Origin of the sequence: Pseudomonas lijiangensis (assembly GCF_018968705.1) — a bacterium.
GTDB classification, from domain to species: Bacteria; Pseudomonadota; Gammaproteobacteria; order Pseudomonadales; family Pseudomonadaceae; genus Aquipseudomonas; species Aquipseudomonas lijiangensis.
This window is the reverse complement of record NZ_CP076668.1, coordinates 3,317,123-3,333,529: the sequence shown is the minus strand read 5'-3', so window position 1 is coordinate 3,333,529 and position 16,407 is coordinate 3,317,123. Positions and strand designations below refer to the sequence as shown.

Sequence of the window (16,407 nt, the reverse complement as noted above, 5' to 3'; positions counted from 1 at the left end):
CATGAGTCGATCAAGGCAGTGGATCGAACTTCAGGCTGCTCAGGCTTTGAACCTTGTCTTCACGAACCATCTTGTACTCAGTGTTCGGGCCGATCCAGCGGTCCCAGATGGCGTCGATCTCGCCTGCGTCGTCCATGGCCTTGAGGGCTTCGTTGACCTTGGCCAGGAAGGCCGGTTCGCCTTTGCGCATGCCGGCACCAATCGGCTCCAGTGCCATGGGTTCTTTGACGATGGCCAGTTCCACGCCCGAGGCCTTGGCCTGGTTGACCAGTTTGATGGCCGTCATGGTGTTGGTGACCAGGCCCAGCACCTTGTTCTGCTGCAAGGCCATGTAGGCCGAACCGGTGTCCTGGAAGGTTACCGGAACCGCGCCAGCGATACGGATCGATTGCTCGGAGGTGGAGCCTTTGGTGGAGCTGATGCGCTTGCCCTTGAAGAAAGCCTTGTCCTTGTCGGCATTGGCTGCATGCACTACCAGGGTTTCCTTGGCGATGTAGTAGGGGTCGCTGAACTGGATCTGATCGGCGCGGGTCTGGGTGTAGGCCAGGTTGGCGAACAGCACATCGACGCGGCCCATCTTCACTTCCGGAACCCGTGCTTCCACCGACATCGGCTTGAGTTCCAGCTTAACGCCAAGCTTCTTCGCCAGCGCGGTACACAGGTCCACGTCCATGCCCACCAGCTCACGGGTTTTCGGGTCCGGCGCCGAGAAGGGGGGAACGTCGGCATACACGCCGCAGCTCATGGATTGTCTGGCCATGATGTCGCTCAATTGATCGGCATGGGCCAGGGTGGCTGCCAAAGGACTCAACGCTACAGCGGCGAACAGATGCTTGATACGCATGGGGAGCTCCAGAAGATTAAGAATCGGTAGTCGGGTCAGCGGCAGTTCTTGCAAGTCAATGGGCGCGCAAGTCAGCGATGAAACGCTGCGCGCGCGGGTGTTGGGGTTGGCTGAAAAAGCTTTCCGGGTCGCTTTTCTCCAGAATCTGTCCGGCATCCATGAACCAGATGGTGTCGGCCACTTCACGGGCGAAGTTCATTTCGTGGGTCACGCACATCATGGTCATGCCGTCCTTGGCCAGGCCTTTCATCACGCTCAGCACTTCGCCGACCATTTCCGGGTCAAGGGCGCTGGTGGGTTCATCGAACAGCATGACCGGTGGCTCCATGGCCAGGGCACGGGCAATCGCTACGCGCTGTTGTTGGCCGCCGGACAGTTGAGCGGGGTAGGCACCGGCCTTGTGGGCCAGCCCGACACGCTCCAGCAGTTGCATCGCTCGCTGTTTTGCCGCCGAGCCCTTGAGCCCGAGGGTCTTGGTCGGCGACAGGATGATGTTGTCCAGCACGGAAAGGTGTGGAAACAGGTTGAAGCTCTGAAATACGAAGCCCACCCGGCTGCGCAGTCGGTTCACGTTGGCATCGGTGCCGTTCACATCCTGTCCGTCGAACAGGATCTGGCCTTCCTGAATATCTTCCAGACGGTTGACGGTGCGGATCAGCGTCGACTTGCCCGAGCCGGAAGGGCCGCACAGCACCACGACTTCGCCGGTATTCACCTGGGCCGTGAGATTGGTCAGGGCCTGGTACTCGCCGTACCACTTGTTGACGTTGGAAAACATGATCATTGGACGCATGAGTCAGCCCTCTTTAATGGATAGGGGTAGGCAAAGGGCTGTCGGTAACGGCAGCAGCGGTGGTGCCCTGGCGCTTGCGGGCGATGCGGCGCTCCAGCCAGTCGGCCAGTCGGGTCAGGCCAAAGCACAGCAGGTAGTAAATGACCGCCAGAATGAAGAACACCTGGAAGGGCTTGGTCAGTAACTGGTTGTTCACCTGGTTGGCGGCAAAGGTCACTTCCTGAACGTTGATGACATAACCCAGGGAGGTTTCCTTGATGATGGAAATGAACTGGCTGAGCAGGCTGGGCAATGCGTTGTAAAGCGCCTGAGGCAGGATCACCCAGACCGTGGTGCGCATGTAGCCCATGCCCAGGGCTCGGGAGGCTTCGTACTGACCGCTCGGCAAGGCCTGGATGCTGCCGCGAATGATTTCGCACAGGTAGGCACTCTGGTAGATGACCAGGGTGCAGAGCATGGTGGTAAAGCCGGTGATGTTGTGACCGATGATCAACGGCACCAGAAAGTAGGTCCAGAAGATCACCATCAGCAATGGAATACCGCGCAGCACATAGACCCAGACGGTCGAAAACCAGCGCAGTGCTTTCCAGGGCGAGGTCCTGGCCAGTGCCAGCAACAGGCCCAGAGGAAAAGCGAACAGAAGCGCCAGAACTGCAAGGATCAGGGTGCTTGCCAGACCGCCCAGCGGGCCGTGGGGGTATTGGCCGATCAGGAACAGCGTCCAGTTCTGCTGCAGAATCGTGAAGATATCGAACATGGTCGCTTACCTCGCCAGAGCTTTGTTGAATCGCTTGGCCAGCAGGGCACCGAGGGCCATCAGCAGCAGCGAAAAGGCCAGGTACACCACTGATGCCACCAGAAAGGCTTCAAAGGTCCGGAAGGTGTAGTTCTCGACTTCCCGCGTTGCGTAAGTCAGCTCCATGACGCCGATGGCCATGGCCAGGCTGGTGTTCTTGAACAGCAGCACCGTATGGTTGATCAGCGACGGCAGGCTGTTGCGCACGCCTTGAGGCAGGATCACGTAACGCATCGAGCGCACATAGCCCATGCCCAGTGCTCGCGAAGCTTCGGTTTGTCCTGCAGGAATGGCCCGCAGGCCGCTGCGGATGTCTTCACTGAAATACGCGGCCTGGCAGAGTCCAAGGGCAATGATCGAGAACAGGTATTCGGTGTTGTAACCCGCCAGCCAGATTTGCGTGGAGCTTGAAAGCAGGGTCGGGATGCCGAAATACCAGAGCATCAATTGCACCAGTGTCGGCACATTGCGGTGGTAGGAAACGTAGGCTGCTACCAGGCGATTGGCGTAGGTGTTGCCGGTCAGGCGCACGGTCACCAGCACAAGGGCGAGGATCATGGCCAGGCACCAGGCGAACAACGCCAGTTGCAGCGTCATTTCGATGCCCTTGAGGATCAGCTCGGCGTATTCGCCGTGCAGGATCGGGGCTAAATCGAAGTCTTGCTTCATGGTCAATCCCTATCAGCATGGGTAGGGGCAGAAAAAATGCCGGGCGTGGGGCCCGGCCAGGGAGCGTGTGACGGATTGATCCGTTCTGTTCTCGGTGCCAAGGCTTTCAGCCCTGATAGTCCTGCGGGCGTGCAGTGGACAGGCCGCCGGGCACTTGCAGGGTCGGGGTGATTTCCATGTGGCCGATGTTCATGGAGACCGGTGCCGCAATCGCGAAGGCGATGGCATTGGCGATATCGGCTGCGACGGGCAGCTCGAAACCTTCGACGAAGCGCTTGTAGGTTTCTTCGGAGTCGCCATGCACGTGGGCGAAAATATCGGTGGCGACCCGGCCCGGGCAGATCTCGGTTACCCGCACACGCTTGCCGAAGGCGTCGATGCGCAATTGGCGAGAAAGCATGCTGACCGCTGCCTTGGTGGCGTGGTAAGTCGAGTTGCCGCCGAAGTTATAGGCGGCGGCAATGGAGCTGATGTTGATGATATGGCCACTGTCGCGCTCGACCATGCCCGGCAAGGCCAGGCGTGCCAGATGCAGCACGGCGCGCAGGTTGACGTCGATCAGGAAGTCGATGCCCTCGGCGTCAGCCTTGAGGATCGAGCCCGGACGATCGACGCCTGCGTTGTTGACCAGAATGTCGAAGTCATATTGCCCGAACAGTGCCGTCAGCCCGGCCAGGTCGGTGACATCGATGGCGTGGGCGATACAACCGGTGCGTGCGGACAGATCGGCCAGCTTGTCGGCGCTGCGGGCCAGGGCGTGAACTTCGATACCTTCCTGGCACAGGCGCTCGACCACTGCGGCACCGATGCCGGACGATGCGCCAGTGACCAGCGCGGTTTTGTAATCTGAAAATGGCATTGCGTTTACCTCTGAATGCTGTGTGTCGCTCATGCATCGACTCTATCCAGCACAAACCCCGGCGACCAAGACGGATTGGCTGTGTGGCTATAAGCGTCTCTTATGATGTAAAGCCGGTCTTTGCGAAACGGGGTAATGCCGATCCGTTAAGAGGCTGGTGTCAAAAAACAGGTTGCTGGTTCGCAATCCGTGGGAGGGGCCTTGGCCGCGACAGCCAATCTGAAGGCGCTGAAAATGTGTTGCCTGTAAGTGAAGTCGCGGCCAATGCCCCTCCCACAAGTGATTTGCCTTAAGGGCTGGTTCAGTCGAGCAACTGCGAAATCGGCACGATCTGCCCGCCTGCCGATTCGATTTCATGGCGCACGGTGCGCGCCAGTTCAACCGCGCCGGGTGTATCGCCGTGGAGCAATATCGAGCAGGCGCTGACCTTGATGACCTTGCCGGTGATGCTGGTCACGGTGCCGTCTTCCAGCAGTTGTCGAACCCGTTGCAGCACCGTCGCCGGGTCCTTGATGACCGAGTTGGCGACCTTGCGGGGCACCAGCAGGCAATCATCGTCATAGGCCCGGTCAGCGAGAAAGGTTGTCGCCACCCTTAGGTTGCACTGGCTGGCGGCGCGTTCGATGGCGCGGCTGCTGGACGAACTGATGATGATCTCGGGGTCGAACGCTGCCACGGTGCGAATCAGGTGTGCAGCCATCTCGGCATCGGCGGCGATCATATTGCCCAGTGCGCCATGAAAGCTCATGTGCGTCATGCGATGGCCTGCAACCCAGGCCACTGCTGCCAGAGCGCCCAACTGGTAGGTCACGTAGGTGCTCAATTCGTTGATGTCGATATTCATCTGGCGACGACCAAACCCCATCAGGTCGGGAAAGCCGACGTGGGCACCCAGATCGATATCCCTGGCTTTGGCCAGTCGTGCCGTGTTGTCCATGATCAAGGGATCACCGGCATGGAAGCCACAGGCGACGTTGGCCGATGAAATGATCTCCATCAGCGCTTCGTCTTCGCCCATGCGCCATGCGCCGAAGCCTTCGCCCATGTCTGCGTTCAGGTCGATCTTCATGGTTGCTCCGCTTCTGTATGACCAAGGCTTATCAATGGCTGGCCGTAACCGACCGTTGTGCCGCCGGGCACCAGCAGGCTGGAAACCTTGCCCGCGTGCAGGCTGCGGACCGGCAAAATCAAGTTGCCGACGGCCAGCAGTGCGACCAGTTGGCCAACCTGTACGTCACTGCCCGGCGGTGCCAGCACGATGCCGTTGTCCGGGTGGGCATCGAGCAAGCGACCGATGCCGCTGGATTTGATGGTGAGTGTGTCTGCACCCCGTCCAGTTTCTGTGGTTTCGAGCGAAGTCGGCGAGGGTGATAACTGACCTATCAAGCCGCGCTTGAGGCTCAGCTTGAATCCGGTTTTCTCGACCTCTGCGCCAGATAATCCTGCCAGTGCCAGATCAGCCGCCAGTTGACGAATCTCTTCAATGTTCATGTTCATTTCCTCAGCGCCGATTCAGGCCATGCAGGTCCACAAGACGCCGCACTTCGGCGAGATAGGCCTGATTCTGCTCAAGGGCATCCAGGGCTTGGTCGTAACTGCATTCGATAAAGCGAATCCGGCTGCCAATGGCGGCCTGTCCCAGTCGCCATAGGTCGGCTTCGATCACCGTGCCGAATTTCGGATACCCGCCACTGGGCTGCGCATCACGCATCTGAATGATCGGCTGACCGCCATGGGGCACCTGAATCACACCCGGCACGATGCCGTGGGAACGCACTTCCATGGCCTGTTCGGGCAAGATTGGCGTGCCTTCCAGGCGGTAGCCGTAACGATTGCTCTGGGAGGTGATTTTCCAGTCGTCGCTCCAGAACGACGCTCGGGAATCGGCCTTGAATGCCTGGTATTCGGCGGCAGGCAGAACGCGCATGGCAGGCACGCCGTCCACGCTCAATAGCAAGGCATGGGCAGGGCTGAGCACGCCGAAGTCCGTGGCCAGCTTGCTGATGCCTGGCGAACCCGATTTCAACTGGTCACCTTGCTGGAGGGCACGTCCCTGAAAACCACCGAACTCGCCTCGCAATTGAGTGCTGCGCGAGTTGAGTACCACCGGCACATCGACGCCACCGGCCAGGCACAAGTAAGCGCGAGAACCCGCCGTCGGGTGATCGATGACCAGCGTCTGGCCTGCATGACCCTGCATGACCCAGTTCGGTGGGAAGGCCATACCGTCCAGGCTCAAGGCACAGGCGGCACCGGTCACGGCAAAAGCACAGTCTTCCAGCAGGCGGACCTCGAACGGGAATACCGGAATCTCGATGGCCGCTGCGTCATCGGCATTGCCCAGCAGAATGTTGCCGATCGTCACGGCCAGTGTGTCCATGGCCCCTGAAGTGCCGACGCCGTAACCCAGGCTGCCCGTGCGGCCCAGATCCTGGACGGTGGCCAGGGCGGTGGCGGATAGAATCTCGATCATCGAATGATCCTCTCGATGCGAAAGCGCAGCAGGTCGCCCGGCTGCAAGAGTGCCGGGGGCGATTGCCCGGGGTCGAAGAAAGACATTTCGGTACGACCGATGGTGTTCCAGCCGCTGGGGCCGGCAGAGGCGGAAACACCGGTCTGTACGCCACCGATGGACACCGCGCCGGCACCGATGCTGAGCACCGGAACCTTGCGCCGGGGTGTGGCAATGCGTGGGTCCATGCCGCCCAGATAGCAGTAGCCAGGATGGCTGCCCAAGGCATAGACCGGATACAGCGGTTCGCTGTGCAGGTGAGCGATGGTTTCGATGTCCAGTCCGGTATGGGCAATCACGTCACCCATGTGCGGGCCGTGTTCGCCACCGTAGGTCACGGGCAGTTCAATGATGCGACCCTGCAACGGCAGCGGCTCGCAGGCCTGCCAGGTTTCCAGCAGGCGTTCGGTCAAGGCATCCAGATGCCGTGGCGGGGTCTTGAAGGTCAGCATCAGGTTGTTCATGCCCGGTACCGACTCGCTGATTTCCGGCCACTGAGCCGTCACGCGGGCCATGGCCCAGATGCGTTGCTGGGGGGCAAGATCGAGGCTGCCAGGTGCTTCGAATAACAGGGCAGTGGTGCCCAGCAGGCTGATGACCGGACGTGGGTCCGTAAGCGCGATGCTCATTGTGGGCTCCGTTGCTGCAGCCAGTGTTCCAGATGGTGAATATCGACGCCGCCTGCACAGAAAGCAGGGTCGTCGAGGATTTCCCGGTGCAGGGGAATATTGGTGGAAATGCCTTCTACATAAAGCTCGCTGAGGGCCAGACGCATGCGGGCCATGGCTTCTTCCCGGGTTGCGCCGTGACTGATGACCTTGGCGACCATTGAGTCGTAATAGGGCGGGACGCGGTAGCCGCTGGTGACATGGGAATCCACCCTGACGCCGAAACCGCCAGGCACTTCCCAGCGGGTGACTTGCCCTGGCGTCGGCATGAAACTGAGCGGGTCTTCGGCGTTGATCCGGCATTCCAGCGAATGGCCCTGGGCGACGATATCTGCCTGACGCAACTCCAGATGCTCACCTCGCGCCATGCGCAGTTGCTGCTGGACGATATCGATGCCGGTGGTCATCTCGGTCACCGGATGCTCGACCTGCAGGCGGGTGTTCATTTCGATGAAAAAGAACTGGCCGTCTTCATAAAGGAACTCGAAGGTGCCGACGCCTCGATAACCGATCTGTTGGCACGCCTTGACGCAGCGCTCACCCACATGGGCAATCAATTGCGGATCGATGCCTGGCGCTGGTGCTTCTTCAAGTACTTTTTGATGGCGACGTTGCAGGGAGCAATCGCGGCTGCCGAGCCACACGGCATTGCCGAAGGCATCGCACAGCACCTGGATTTCAACGTGGCGCGGGTGGCCGAGAAACTTCTCGATATAGAGTTCGGGGTTGCCGAATGCCAGACGCGCTTCTTCGCGGGTCAGGGCAATCGCCTCCAGCAGCTCGGGTTCCTGCTGCACCACGCGCATGCCGCGACCGCCACCGCCACCAGCGGCTTTGACGATCACCGGATAACCGATTTCCCGAGCGACCGCGAGAATGCTCTGCGGGTCGCTGGACATGCTTGAGTCCGGCCCCGGCACACAAGGCACACCGGCTTCACGCATGGCTCGCTTGGCTGAAACCTTATCGCCCATGGTGCGAATGCACTCGGCGCTGGGGCCGATGAAGGTCAGGCCGGCGGCTTCGATACGCTCGGCAAAGACGGCGTTTTCCGACAGAAAGCCATAACCGGGATGAATGGCCTGGGCGCCACTGACCTTGGCTGCAAAGAGCAGGGCGGTCTGATTCAGATAGCTCTGGGTGGGCGCGGCAGGGCCGATGCACAGCGCTTCGTCGGCCTGGGTGACGTACTGCGCGTGACGGTCGGCTTCGGAGTAGACCGCGACGGTTTTCAGACCCAGGCCACGGCAAGCGCGCTGGATACGCAGGGCAATTTCGCCACGGTTGGCGATCAGCACTTTATCGAACATTCGAGATACCTGAAAAATGTGCGTCGGGATCAACCGATACGGAACAAGGGCTGGCCTGCTTCGACTTCCGTGCCGCCGTCCACGAGGATTGCTTCGACGATGCCTGCGCGATTGGCCTTGAGCGGATGGAACATCTTCATGGCTTCAATGATCGCCAGCGTCTGTCCTGCTTCCACGCTATCGCCGATCTGCACGAAGGGGGCTTCACCGACTGCCGGAGTCAGATGCAGGACGCCGTAGAGACTGGCCTTGACCTCGAGCTTGACCTCTTCCTTGACGGGCGCCGATACGCTGGCTACCTTGCCGGTTGTCACCTTGGCGGGTACCAGAGGTGCTTCCACGACATTGCCTGCCGCTTCCTTGAACAGACGCAGGGTGCTGTCGCCTTCCGTCAGGCTGAGCTCGATCAGGTCGGACTCTGCCAGTAACCCGATCAGTGCCTTGATACATTCTTGATCCATACCCTTGCCTTTACCTATGCCACTTGCCGTATTGAATGAATTTCAATCTAACGAGGGCCGTGCAGGACCGCCAAGACGGTTTGGCTGTGGGGTGATAAGACTCGCTTATGACCCTGGATCAGTCTGGTTGCGCAGCTCTGCCACCAGCTCCAGCAGAATGGCTTTCACCGCCTGAGCAGGCACCGACAACGGCAGGTGGCCGGACAGGCACAACGCCAACGGTGCCTGAATCGCCGGTTCGACAATGCGCACCATGCGTGCGCCTGTATCGGCGACCAGTACCTTGGCGGCCGACTCGGGAAGAATGGTCGAGCCGAAGCGTTCTGCCACGGCGGCAGTCAGGGTTGCCGAGGACTCCACTTCGGCCACCACTCTGGCGCTGAGGCTGATCCCTAGAAACGCTTCATCCACCAGCTTGCGCATGATGTTGTACGGGCGTGGCAGCAGCATTTCCAGGGTTGCGAGTTCGGCCAGCGCGATTTCGTCACGCTCGCCCAGGTGCTCGTCGGCACTGACCAGATACAGGTTTTCCCGCAACAGGGGGACGAAACTCAGGCCATGCACTTCGCGTCCGCCGTACAGGACCGCCATGTCCATGCGGCCATTCATGATCAGTTCGCTGAGGGTGGTGCCGAAGTTTTCATTGAGGTACAGCAGGATCCCCGGATAGCGCTCGCGAACCCGACGCAGCAGCGGCAGGGCCAGCGTGGAGGCTGCCGTGCCCGGCGCCAGTCCTACCGACACCTGACCAGACAAGGCGTGTCCGGTGTCGTTCACGTCGCTGATGGCCTGCTCGCACTGACGCAGAATGTGTTGGGCATGGCCGTAAAGCACCTTGCCCGCCTCGGTGGGTGTCACGCCGCGTTTGGTGCGGATCAACAACTGCTGATGCAGCTCGGCCTCCAGGGTTGCCAACTGCTGGCTGAGGGCGGGTTGTGCAATGTGCAGGACATCGGCGGCCTGGGTCAGGCTGCCAATGTCGACGATTTTCACGAAGTATTTCAGTCGACGGAGATTCAAAAGACAGGCTCATGCTGGGGCTGACATCCCATGGGGCTTAGCAAAAGGCAGGCCATGCCGCCTAGCAGGCCGGACGCTATATATAAGCCTTTGCTATGGCGTCCCGGTCATCAGCCGGTTCTGCCTGCACGAGGCGCAACATTCATGAGGGTGTTTCATTTTGGTGCGTTGACGGTCTGCAAGCGGTCATAAGGACTTCCTATCAAACCAGAACGAAATGGTCTTATCCGTCCGGCGACCCTGACTCGTAACGTAGAGCCTCGAATGTCACCTCCGAGGATTACGACCTTGAACGCCTCCCGCATCGCCGCCCGCGTGCAACGCATCAAACCTTCGCCAAGCAGCGCGGCTTCCGACCGTGCCAACGAACTGCGTCGTCAGGGCAAGTCGATCATCAATCTGGTCGTCGGCGAGCCCGACTTCGATACACCCCGACACATTCGTGATGCCGCCAGCGCCGCCATCGAACGGGGTGAAACCCGCTACACGGCGAACGTCGGCACACTGGAATTGCGTCAGGCCATTGCAGCCAAGCTCGCCCGGGAAAACAGCCTCGATTACCCGGCTTCGCAGATCGTGGTGACCAGCGGCGCCAAGAGCGCAATCTTCAATGCCTTCGCCGCCACCCTTGGCCCAGGGGATGAAGTATTGATTCCCGCGCCTTACTGGGTTTCCTACCCGGACATGGTGCTGGCCTGTGAAGGCGAGCCTGTGACGCTGGCCTGCCCGGAAGAAAACGGCTTCAAGCTCACTGCCGAACAGTTGCGTGGCGCGATTACCGAGCGTACCCGCTGGCTGCTGCTCAACTCGCCAAGCAACCCGACCGGTGCCAGCTACAGCGCCCGGGAATTGCGTGCGCTGGCCGATGTGCTGCTGGAGTTTCCCGATGTACTGCTGATGACCGACGATATCTACGAGCACATCCGTTTCGACGGTGCGGATAACGCGCACATCCTGTGTGTCGAGCCTGCACTGCGTGACCGTGTGCTGGTCATCAATGGCGTTTCCAAGACCTACGCCATGACCGGCTGGCGGATCGGTTATGCGGCCGGACCTGCCGATGTGATCAATGCCATGGCCACCTTGCAGTCGCAGTCGACCAGCAATGCCAGCTCTGTCAGCCAGGCGGCTGCGGTGGCGGCCTTGAATGGTGATCAGTCTTTCGTCAAAGAGAGTGTGAAGGTCTATCAGCAGCGTCGTGATCGCTGTCTGGAACTGATCAATGCCATTGACGGCCTGAGCTGCCTCAAGCCCGACGGTGCGTTCTATCTCTATGTGAACTGTGGGGCCCTGATCGGCAAGCGCACGCCTGATGGCAAGCTTCTGGAAACCGACACTGACGTGGTGATGTACCTGCTGGAAAGCCAGGGCGTGGCGGTGGTTGCCGGGACCGCGTACGGTCTGGCGCCGTTCTTTCGCATGTCCATCGCCACGGCACAGGAAACCCTTGAACAGGGATGTTCGCGAATGGCTACTGCCGTTGCGGCATTGGTCTGAGGCGCGTCAATGACGACTCAGGCAAGTGCCTTGAGCTTCAGGCAGGCGCTGTTGGCGATGCTTGGCATCTCGCTGGTTCTGATGCTTTCGGCGCTCGACCAGACGGTGATCGGCAACGCGTTGCCCAGCATCGTCGCCGAACTGCAGGGTTTTGAACTCTATGCCTGGGTCGCCACCGGTTATCTGCTGACCTCGATCGTGACCATTCCCGTGTTCGGTCGGCTGGGGGATTACTTCGGGCGCAAGCCGTTCGTGATTGCGGCGACCATCGTCTTTACCCTGGCCTCACTGATTTGTGCGCTGGCCACCGACATGCTGGTCCTGGTGATCGGTCGGGCGTTGCAGGGCGTTGGAGGAGGGATGCTTATCGGTACGGCCTTCGCCTGCATTCCCGAGCTGTTTCCCGATACCCGGCAACGGCTGCGCTGGCAGATGATGCTCAGTGCGTTGTTCAGCGTGGTCAACGCCATCGGTCCCGGTCTGGGTGGTTTGCTGACGGAGGCTTATGGCTGGCGGTCAGTGTTCTATCTCAATCTGCCGCTGGGTTGTATCGCGCTGTTCTTCGCCTGGCGCTACCTGCCGTATTACCGGCCCGTGCAGACCAAGGGCATTCGTCTGGACTGGTTCGGCGCGCTGTTGATTGCTCTGGCTCTGGGCAGTCTGCAACTGGGTGTCGAGTGGATGGGGCATTCGAGCACCTTGCTGAGTGCATCCCTGGCCTTGATCTGTCTGTTTTCCGGCGTGACGCTCTGGTACTGGGAGCGGCGCTGCACTTCGGCATTGCTGCCACCGGCGATGTTCGCCGTCTCGAGCATGCGCACCCTGTTTCTGCTTTCGGTGCTGGCCGGAGCGATCATGTTCAGCCTGCTGTTCTATCTGCCGCTGCTGCTGCAAGGCAGTTACGGCTATTCCCCCAAAGACGCCGGTCTGCTGATTACACCGCTGGCCTTGAGCATCACCCTGGGGGCCATCGTCAACAGCCGCATTGTGACGCGGCTGAGTAACCCGAACATTCTGCCGCTGGCCGGTTTCCTCGCCTTGTTGCTGGCCTGTGCCGGTTTGGCGGTGGCGGGGCGCAGTGCATCATTCACGACCTTGCTGATGCTGATCCTGCTGGCGGGAACAGGGCTTGGCTTCATCCTGCTCAACCTGACCGTGTTCACCCAGACCCTGGCCGAGCGGCAGTTTCTGGGTATTGCCACGGCCTTGATCCAGTCACTGCGTCTGGTCGGCGGCCTGCTGGGCACGGCGGCCATGGGGGTGTTGGTCAACCTGCTGTATGTCACCCATCTGAACCGGGCTTTTCTGGCGGCGGGCCATGAAAGCTCGATTGCCCGTTACCTCAACCCGCAAGTGTTGCTGACCTCGACTTCTGCTGATTCTGGCGAAGCCTGGCAACTGCTGGAACTGGCCCGTGAGGCATTGGCGCGCTCGGTGGGGATCGGGTTGCTGATGTGCGCTGGTCTTGGGGTTCTTGGATTGCTGGTTCTGTATCGCTTGCCCGCGGTCAAGTTAGTCACCGCGCCGACTCTCGTTGCTCCTCAAAACAATAAAACTTAACTGCCTACTCCTGACTGCTTACAACACTTACTTACAGCAAAGGATATTTCGATGGAGCTTATCAATCGCTCGCCCCGTCTGGTGGCTGGTATTTGCGGTATGGTCATGGCCCAACAGGCATTCAGTGCCGGTTTTGTAGAAGACAGCAAGGCCAGTGTGCTGGCCCGTAACTTCTTCAGTAATTCGGATAACCGCAGCGGTGCGGACAACCCTAATTACACTCAGGAGTGGGGACAAGGTTTCATTCTCGATTTTCGTTCCGGTTATACCCAGGGGCTTGTAGGGTTCGGTGTCGATGCATTGGGCATGGCCGGTTTTCGTCTGGACTCAGGCAAGGGCCGTCATTACAACCCGACCAGTTCGGCGTTCAACGGCAACGTGTTTCCCACCGACAGCGATGGCCGCGCCGTTGATGAGTTCGGCAGCGTTGGCCTGACCGCCAAGGCGCTTATTTCCAAAACCGAGTTTCGTTACGGCACGATGGTACCGATGTTGCCGGTGGTGATGGCCACGGATCGCATGTTGCAACAGACCTTCAATGGCGGTCAGGTTCAGTCCAAGGACATTGATAAATTCACCTTTACATTGGGCCAGCTGGAACATGTAAAAGGGCGTGGGTCGAGCAACCAGATGGGCATGTCCATTCCTGGCGCGAATAACGCCCGCACGGGCGAGTTCGTCAACAAGTTCTATTACGGTGGCGTCGATTACAAACCCACTAAAGACCTGACCTTGCAGTATTACTACGGCAACCTGGAAGACTTCTATAAACAGAACTTTCTGGGCGTGAAATACGATATGGCGGTAGGGCCGGGTACCTTGCGTTCCGACTTGCGTTATTTCGATAACAAGTCCGATGGCGCCAATGGCAATGATCCGGCGTTCTACACCAACGGCTATTACGGCGGCGGTGTGGTGAAAGGCAAAGTGGACAGCCGCCTGTCCAGCGCACTGTTCACCTATCTGGTCAACGGTCACACCCTTGCTGCCGGTTTCCAGCAGGTCAGTGGTGACAGCGATGCGGTCTGGCTCAACCAGGGCGATGGTTCTACGGCGTACTTCATGACCGAATCCATGATTGGCAAGTTCCAGCGTGCCGGTGAAAGCACCTGGCAGGTTCGTTATGGGTACGACTTCGCGCAAGTGGGTTTTCCTGGCCTGACGTTCATGGGCATGTACGAAAGCGGCTCGAACATTCGTACGGTCAATGGCGACCAGAAAGAATGGGAACGCAACCTGACCCTGGGCTACGTGGTGCAATCCGGGCCGCTGAAGAAACTCGGCGTCCAGTTGCGGCATGCCTCGTTACGCAGCGAAGTGGCTTCCCAGCGTGACAGCGATGAGCATCGGGTGATCGTGACGTATCCGCTGGATATCCTCTAAAGCTCATTAGTTAAGGCATACCTCCCACGGATTATGATCCAGCCACCTGCTTTTGAAGTCAGCCTCTTAACGCCAGCAAGGCTCTCGTTGCCCTTAAAACACCGCGAGATGATTGTTGAGAATATCGGTCACCACCATATGTCCCGGCTTGTGGGTGATGGCGAAAGAAGGGCGGGCGCTGCGGATTGCTTGCTGAGGCGTGACGCCGCAGGCCCAGAACACCGGGATCTCTCCTGGCTGGATGATCGAGCGTTCGCCGAAGTCGGGTGTATCTACATCGTTGATGCCGATCAGCGAAGGGTCGCCCAGATGAATGGGGGCTCCATGGACACTCGGAAAGCGGGAAGTGACCTGTACCGCCCGGATGGCCTGTGCTGGCGTCATGGGACGCATGCTGACCACGGTGGTTCCGCCGAAACGGCCAGCCTTGCCATTTTCAATATTGGAAACGTACATCGGGACGTTGGTGCCCTGTTCGATGTGGCGAATCGGGACGCCTGCGTCCAGAAGCGCGCCCTCGAAGGAGAAGGAGCAGCCAATCACAAAACCGACCAGATCATCGTTCCATAGCCCTTTCAGGTTTGAGACTTCATCGACCTGCTCACCATCGCGAAACACGCAATAAGCGGGCACATCGGCCATCAGGTCCACGCTGCCCAGCTCCGGAACCCGGCTGTCTCCCGGTTCGGTCATCCCGATAATCGGGCAGGATTTTGGATTGAGGCGGGCGAATCGCAGGAACTCATCGGCGTATTCGCGAGGAAGAATGGCCAGATTTCCCTGGGTGTAGCCAGGACAAACGTCTGCGGTTGGCCCGGTATGACGACCGGCTCGAACGGCGGCGCGAAATTCGGCGGGATTGTTCCAGAGGTTGCTCATCGTGAAGACTCCAGGAGTACGAAGTGGTGGAGTCATTCTTTGAGCAGTTCACTGGCAGTGTCTATCCAACAATAATCGTCATGCCTGTTCAATTTAACTGAACAGAAGAATCATCCATGGCTGATGATCCAGTGTTCCCCTTGGCGTTTACAGTAGGTTCGGCAGACCCTGTGCACGATATCTGCCACTTCTGACACAAGAGGCGATGCGTTTTTCATATGGGATGTAGCAATTTTGAACGAGGGCGGGCTGGGTAGAGAAAGCTCCTGCAACTCGCCATTTTCCAGGCTTTCCTTGACCAGAATGCCCGGCATGATCGCCACACCCACGCCTTCTTTCACCAGCGATACCAGCGCCGCCAGTGACGGTGAGCCGGATATGCGCAGTTCGCTGGCCAATACTCCGTGCTCCGATGCCAACTGCCGTGCAATGGAAACCGCAGACTCGTAGGGCGCCGAACCACGCATTTGCGTCAGCATCTGCCTGCTCAATACCTTTCTGACCATATCCCGTGCCGGCACAGCCCGCGGACGTGCAACCCAATGAATGGGCAGTTCGGCAATGGGCTTGGTAACGGCAAAAGGATTGTCGCTGTCATCGGCGATGACCCGGATGATCAGGTCGACTTCGCGTCGCATCAACTGCTCTTTTGCGTTCGAGGTCAGTTCAACCGACAGGTCGATGGTGACATCGGGCATTGTCCGGTTCATCAACTTCATGAAGTCCGGCAGAAAGGTATGGACGACTGTCTCGATTACCGCAATCCGGATTCTGCCTTGCTCTCTGGCTGGAGAACCGGCCGCCCGTTGAAAGGCTTGGGTGGCTTGCAGCAGACGCTCCGCATGAGGCAGCAGGCTGGCACCTTGAGCCGTGATCTGAAGGGTCTTGTGATCCCAGTTGAAGAGCACAATCCCAAGCTCGGCTTCCAGCTTGCGCACACGCATTGAGATGGCGCCAGGGGTGGTGTGCATCTGCTTGGCAACCTGACGAACGCTACCCACATGGGCCAGCAGGATGAAGGTCTCAACGAATCGTGTATTCATGAATGTCACAACCTTGTGCGGACATGCACACCAGATGGCCTCTGTTCAGTAAATATGAACAGAGATCGCTGCCAGTTCTTTACTGCCGGCTATTGAAGCATGTTCTGCACGCG

At 59.3% G+C, this 16,407-nt stretch carries 17 protein-coding genes; 3 read left to right on the top strand and 14 right to left on the bottom strand.

What is annotated here, in order from left to right; genetic code table 11:
- Window positions 1-10: 10 nt before the first annotated feature.
- From KQP88_RS13705 to nac, 12 genes are all read right to left on the bottom strand, one after another.
- Window positions 11-844 (bottom strand): ABC transporter substrate-binding protein, encoded by an 834-nt coding sequence (locus tag KQP88_RS13705; RefSeq protein ID WP_216703352.1) that lies wholly within the window; start codon window positions 842-844, stop codon window positions 11-13.
- Between the two features lie 55 nt (window positions 845-899).
- The gene (locus KQP88_RS13700; protein ID WP_198727776.1) at window positions 900-1,628 is read right to left on the bottom strand and encodes an amino acid ABC transporter ATP-binding protein; all 729 of its coding nucleotides are present in this window, start codon (window positions 1,626-1,628) and stop codon (window positions 900-902) included.
- A gap of 22 nt (window positions 1,629-1,650) precedes the next feature.
- Window positions 1,651-2,394 (bottom strand): amino acid ABC transporter permease, encoded by a 744-nt coding sequence (locus KQP88_RS13695; protein ID WP_200992030.1) that lies wholly within the window; start codon window positions 2,392-2,394, stop codon window positions 1,651-1,653.
- Between the two features lie 6 nt (window positions 2,395-2,400).
- Entirely contained in the window at window positions 2,401-3,102 is a 702-nt protein-coding gene (locus KQP88_RS13690) for an amino acid ABC transporter permease (protein WP_198727738.1), read from the bottom strand.
- Window positions 3,103-3,208: 106 nt separating this feature from the next.
- A complete protein-coding gene (locus tag KQP88_RS13685) occupies window positions 3,209-3,961 on the bottom strand; it encodes an SDR family oxidoreductase (protein ID WP_198727739.1) in 753 nt (250 codons plus the stop codon).
- Between the two features lie 301 nt (window positions 3,962-4,262).
- The gene (locus KQP88_RS13680) at window positions 4,263-5,030 is read right to left on the bottom strand and encodes a LamB/YcsF family protein (protein ID WP_200992032.1); all 768 of its coding nucleotides are present in this window, start codon (window positions 5,028-5,030) and stop codon (window positions 4,263-4,265) included.
- Complete coding sequence (locus tag KQP88_RS13675) at window positions 5,027-5,452, bottom strand: biotin/lipoyl-containing protein (protein ID WP_216703351.1); 426 nt, start codon at window positions 5,450-5,452, stop codon at window positions 5,027-5,029. The genes KQP88_RS13680 and KQP88_RS13675 overlap by 4 nt, the downstream gene beginning before the upstream one ends.
- Window positions 5,453-5,462: 10 nt before the next feature.
- A complete protein-coding gene (locus KQP88_RS13670; RefSeq protein ID WP_216703350.1) occupies window positions 5,463-6,434 on the bottom strand; it encodes a 5-oxoprolinase subunit C family protein in 972 nt (323 codons plus the stop codon).
- Entirely contained in the window at window positions 6,431-7,102 is a 672-nt protein-coding gene (gene pxpB, locus KQP88_RS13665) for a 5-oxoprolinase subunit PxpB (protein WP_216703349.1), read from the bottom strand. Before pxpB ends, KQP88_RS13670 begins: the two co-directional genes overlap by 4 nt.
- Window positions 7,099-8,451: an acetyl-CoA carboxylase biotin carboxylase subunit gene (accC, locus tag KQP88_RS13660; protein WP_216703348.1), complete on the bottom strand. Its 1,353-nt coding sequence runs from the start codon at window positions 8,449-8,451 to the stop codon at window positions 7,099-7,101. Before accC ends, pxpB begins: the two co-directional genes overlap by 4 nt.
- A 29-nt stretch (window positions 8,452-8,480) precedes the next feature.
- A complete protein-coding gene (locus KQP88_RS13655; protein WP_216703347.1) occupies window positions 8,481-8,912 on the bottom strand; it encodes an acetyl-CoA carboxylase biotin carboxyl carrier protein in 432 nt (143 codons plus the stop codon).
- Window positions 8,913-9,017: 105 nt separating this feature from the next.
- Window positions 9,018-9,932: a nitrogen assimilation transcriptional regulator NAC gene (nac, locus tag KQP88_RS13650; protein ID WP_216703346.1), complete on the bottom strand. Its 915-nt coding sequence runs from the start codon at window positions 9,930-9,932 to the stop codon at window positions 9,018-9,020.
- A 288-nt stretch (window positions 9,933-10,220) separates the two neighbouring features.
- Here nac and KQP88_RS13645 point away from each other — a divergent pair, with 288 nt between their 5' ends.
- From KQP88_RS13645 to KQP88_RS13635, 3 genes are read left to right on the top strand one after another with little or no spacing between them, the layout of a single operon-like run.
- Window positions 10,221-11,429, top strand: coding sequence for an aspartate transaminase (locus tag KQP88_RS13645; protein WP_216703345.1), 1,209 nt, complete (start codon window positions 10,221-10,223; stop codon window positions 11,427-11,429).
- A gap of 9 nt (window positions 11,430-11,438) precedes the next feature.
- Window positions 11,439-12,989: an MFS transporter gene (locus tag KQP88_RS13640; RefSeq protein ID WP_216703344.1), complete on the top strand. Its 1,551-nt coding sequence runs from the start codon at window positions 11,439-11,441 to the stop codon at window positions 12,987-12,989.
- A 51-nt stretch (window positions 12,990-13,040) separates the two neighbouring features.
- Window positions 13,041-14,372: an OprD family porin gene (locus tag KQP88_RS13635; RefSeq protein WP_216703343.1), complete on the top strand. Its 1,332-nt coding sequence runs from the start codon at window positions 13,041-13,043 to the stop codon at window positions 14,370-14,372.
- A 93-nt stretch (window positions 14,373-14,465) separates the two neighbouring features.
- Here the strand turns inward: KQP88_RS13635 and KQP88_RS13630 are convergent, their stop codons facing one another.
- Both KQP88_RS13630 and KQP88_RS13625 read right to left on the bottom strand, forming a co-directional pair.
- Complete coding sequence (locus tag KQP88_RS13630; RefSeq protein WP_200992042.1) at window positions 14,466-15,251, bottom strand: putative hydro-lyase; 786 nt, start codon at window positions 15,249-15,251, stop codon at window positions 14,466-14,468.
- 110 nt (window positions 15,252-15,361) lie between these two features.
- Window positions 15,362-16,294: a LysR family transcriptional regulator gene (locus KQP88_RS13625; RefSeq protein ID WP_216703342.1), complete on the bottom strand. Its 933-nt coding sequence runs from the start codon at window positions 16,292-16,294 to the stop codon at window positions 15,362-15,364.
- Window positions 16,295-16,407: the final 113 nt, after the last annotated feature.

Excerpts from the sequence above, each read along its gene's own strand:
- KQP88_RS13625 (WP_216703342.1), bottom strand. The coding sequence starts at position 16,294 with ATGAATACACGATTCGTTGAGACCTTCATCCTGCTGGCCCATGTGGGT.
- KQP88_RS13680 (WP_200992032.1), bottom strand. The coding sequence starts at position 5,030 with ATGAAGATCGACCTGAACGCAGACATGGGCGAAGGCTTCGGCGCATGG.
- accC (WP_216703348.1), bottom strand. The coding sequence starts at position 8,451 with ATGTTCGATAAAGTGCTGATCGCCAACCGTGGCGAAATTGCCCTGCGT.
- KQP88_RS13635 (WP_216703343.1), top strand. The coding sequence starts at position 13,041 with ATGGAGCTTATCAATCGCTCGCCCCGTCTGGTGGCTGGTATTTGCGGT.
- KQP88_RS13670 (WP_216703350.1), bottom strand. The coding sequence starts at position 6,434 with ATGATCGAGATTCTATCCGCCACCGCCCTGGCCACCGTCCAGGATCTG.
- KQP88_RS13655 (WP_216703347.1), bottom strand. The coding sequence starts at position 8,912 with ATGGATCAAGAATGTATCAAGGCACTGATCGGGTTACTGGCAGAGTCC.
- KQP88_RS13675 (WP_216703351.1), bottom strand. The coding sequence starts at position 5,452 with ATGAACATTGAAGAGATTCGTCAACTGGCGGCTGATCTGGCACTGGCA.
- KQP88_RS13705 (WP_216703352.1), bottom strand. The coding sequence starts at position 844 with ATGCGTATCAAGCATCTGTTCGCCGCTGTAGCGTTGAGTCCTTTGGCA.
- KQP88_RS13690 (WP_198727738.1), bottom strand. The coding sequence starts at position 3,102 with ATGAAGCAAGACTTCGATTTAGCCCCGATCCTGCACGGCGAATACGCC.
- pxpB (WP_216703349.1), bottom strand. The coding sequence starts at position 7,102 with ATGAGCATCGCGCTTACGGACCCACGTCCGGTCATCAGCCTGCTGGGC.
- KQP88_RS13640 (WP_216703344.1), top strand. The coding sequence starts at position 11,439 with ATGACGACTCAGGCAAGTGCCTTGAGCTTCAGGCAGGCGCTGTTGGCG.
- KQP88_RS13685 (WP_198727739.1), bottom strand. The coding sequence starts at position 3,961 with ATGCCATTTTCAGATTACAAAACCGCGCTGGTCACTGGCGCATCGTCC.
- KQP88_RS13700 (WP_198727776.1), bottom strand. The coding sequence starts at position 1,628 with ATGATCATGTTTTCCAACGTCAACAAGTGGTACGGCGAGTACCAGGCC.
- KQP88_RS13630 (WP_200992042.1), bottom strand. The coding sequence starts at position 15,251 with ATGAGCAACCTCTGGAACAATCCCGCCGAATTTCGCGCCGCCGTTCGA.
- KQP88_RS13695 (WP_200992030.1), bottom strand. The coding sequence starts at position 2,394 with ATGTTCGATATCTTCACGATTCTGCAGCAGAACTGGACGCTGTTCCTG.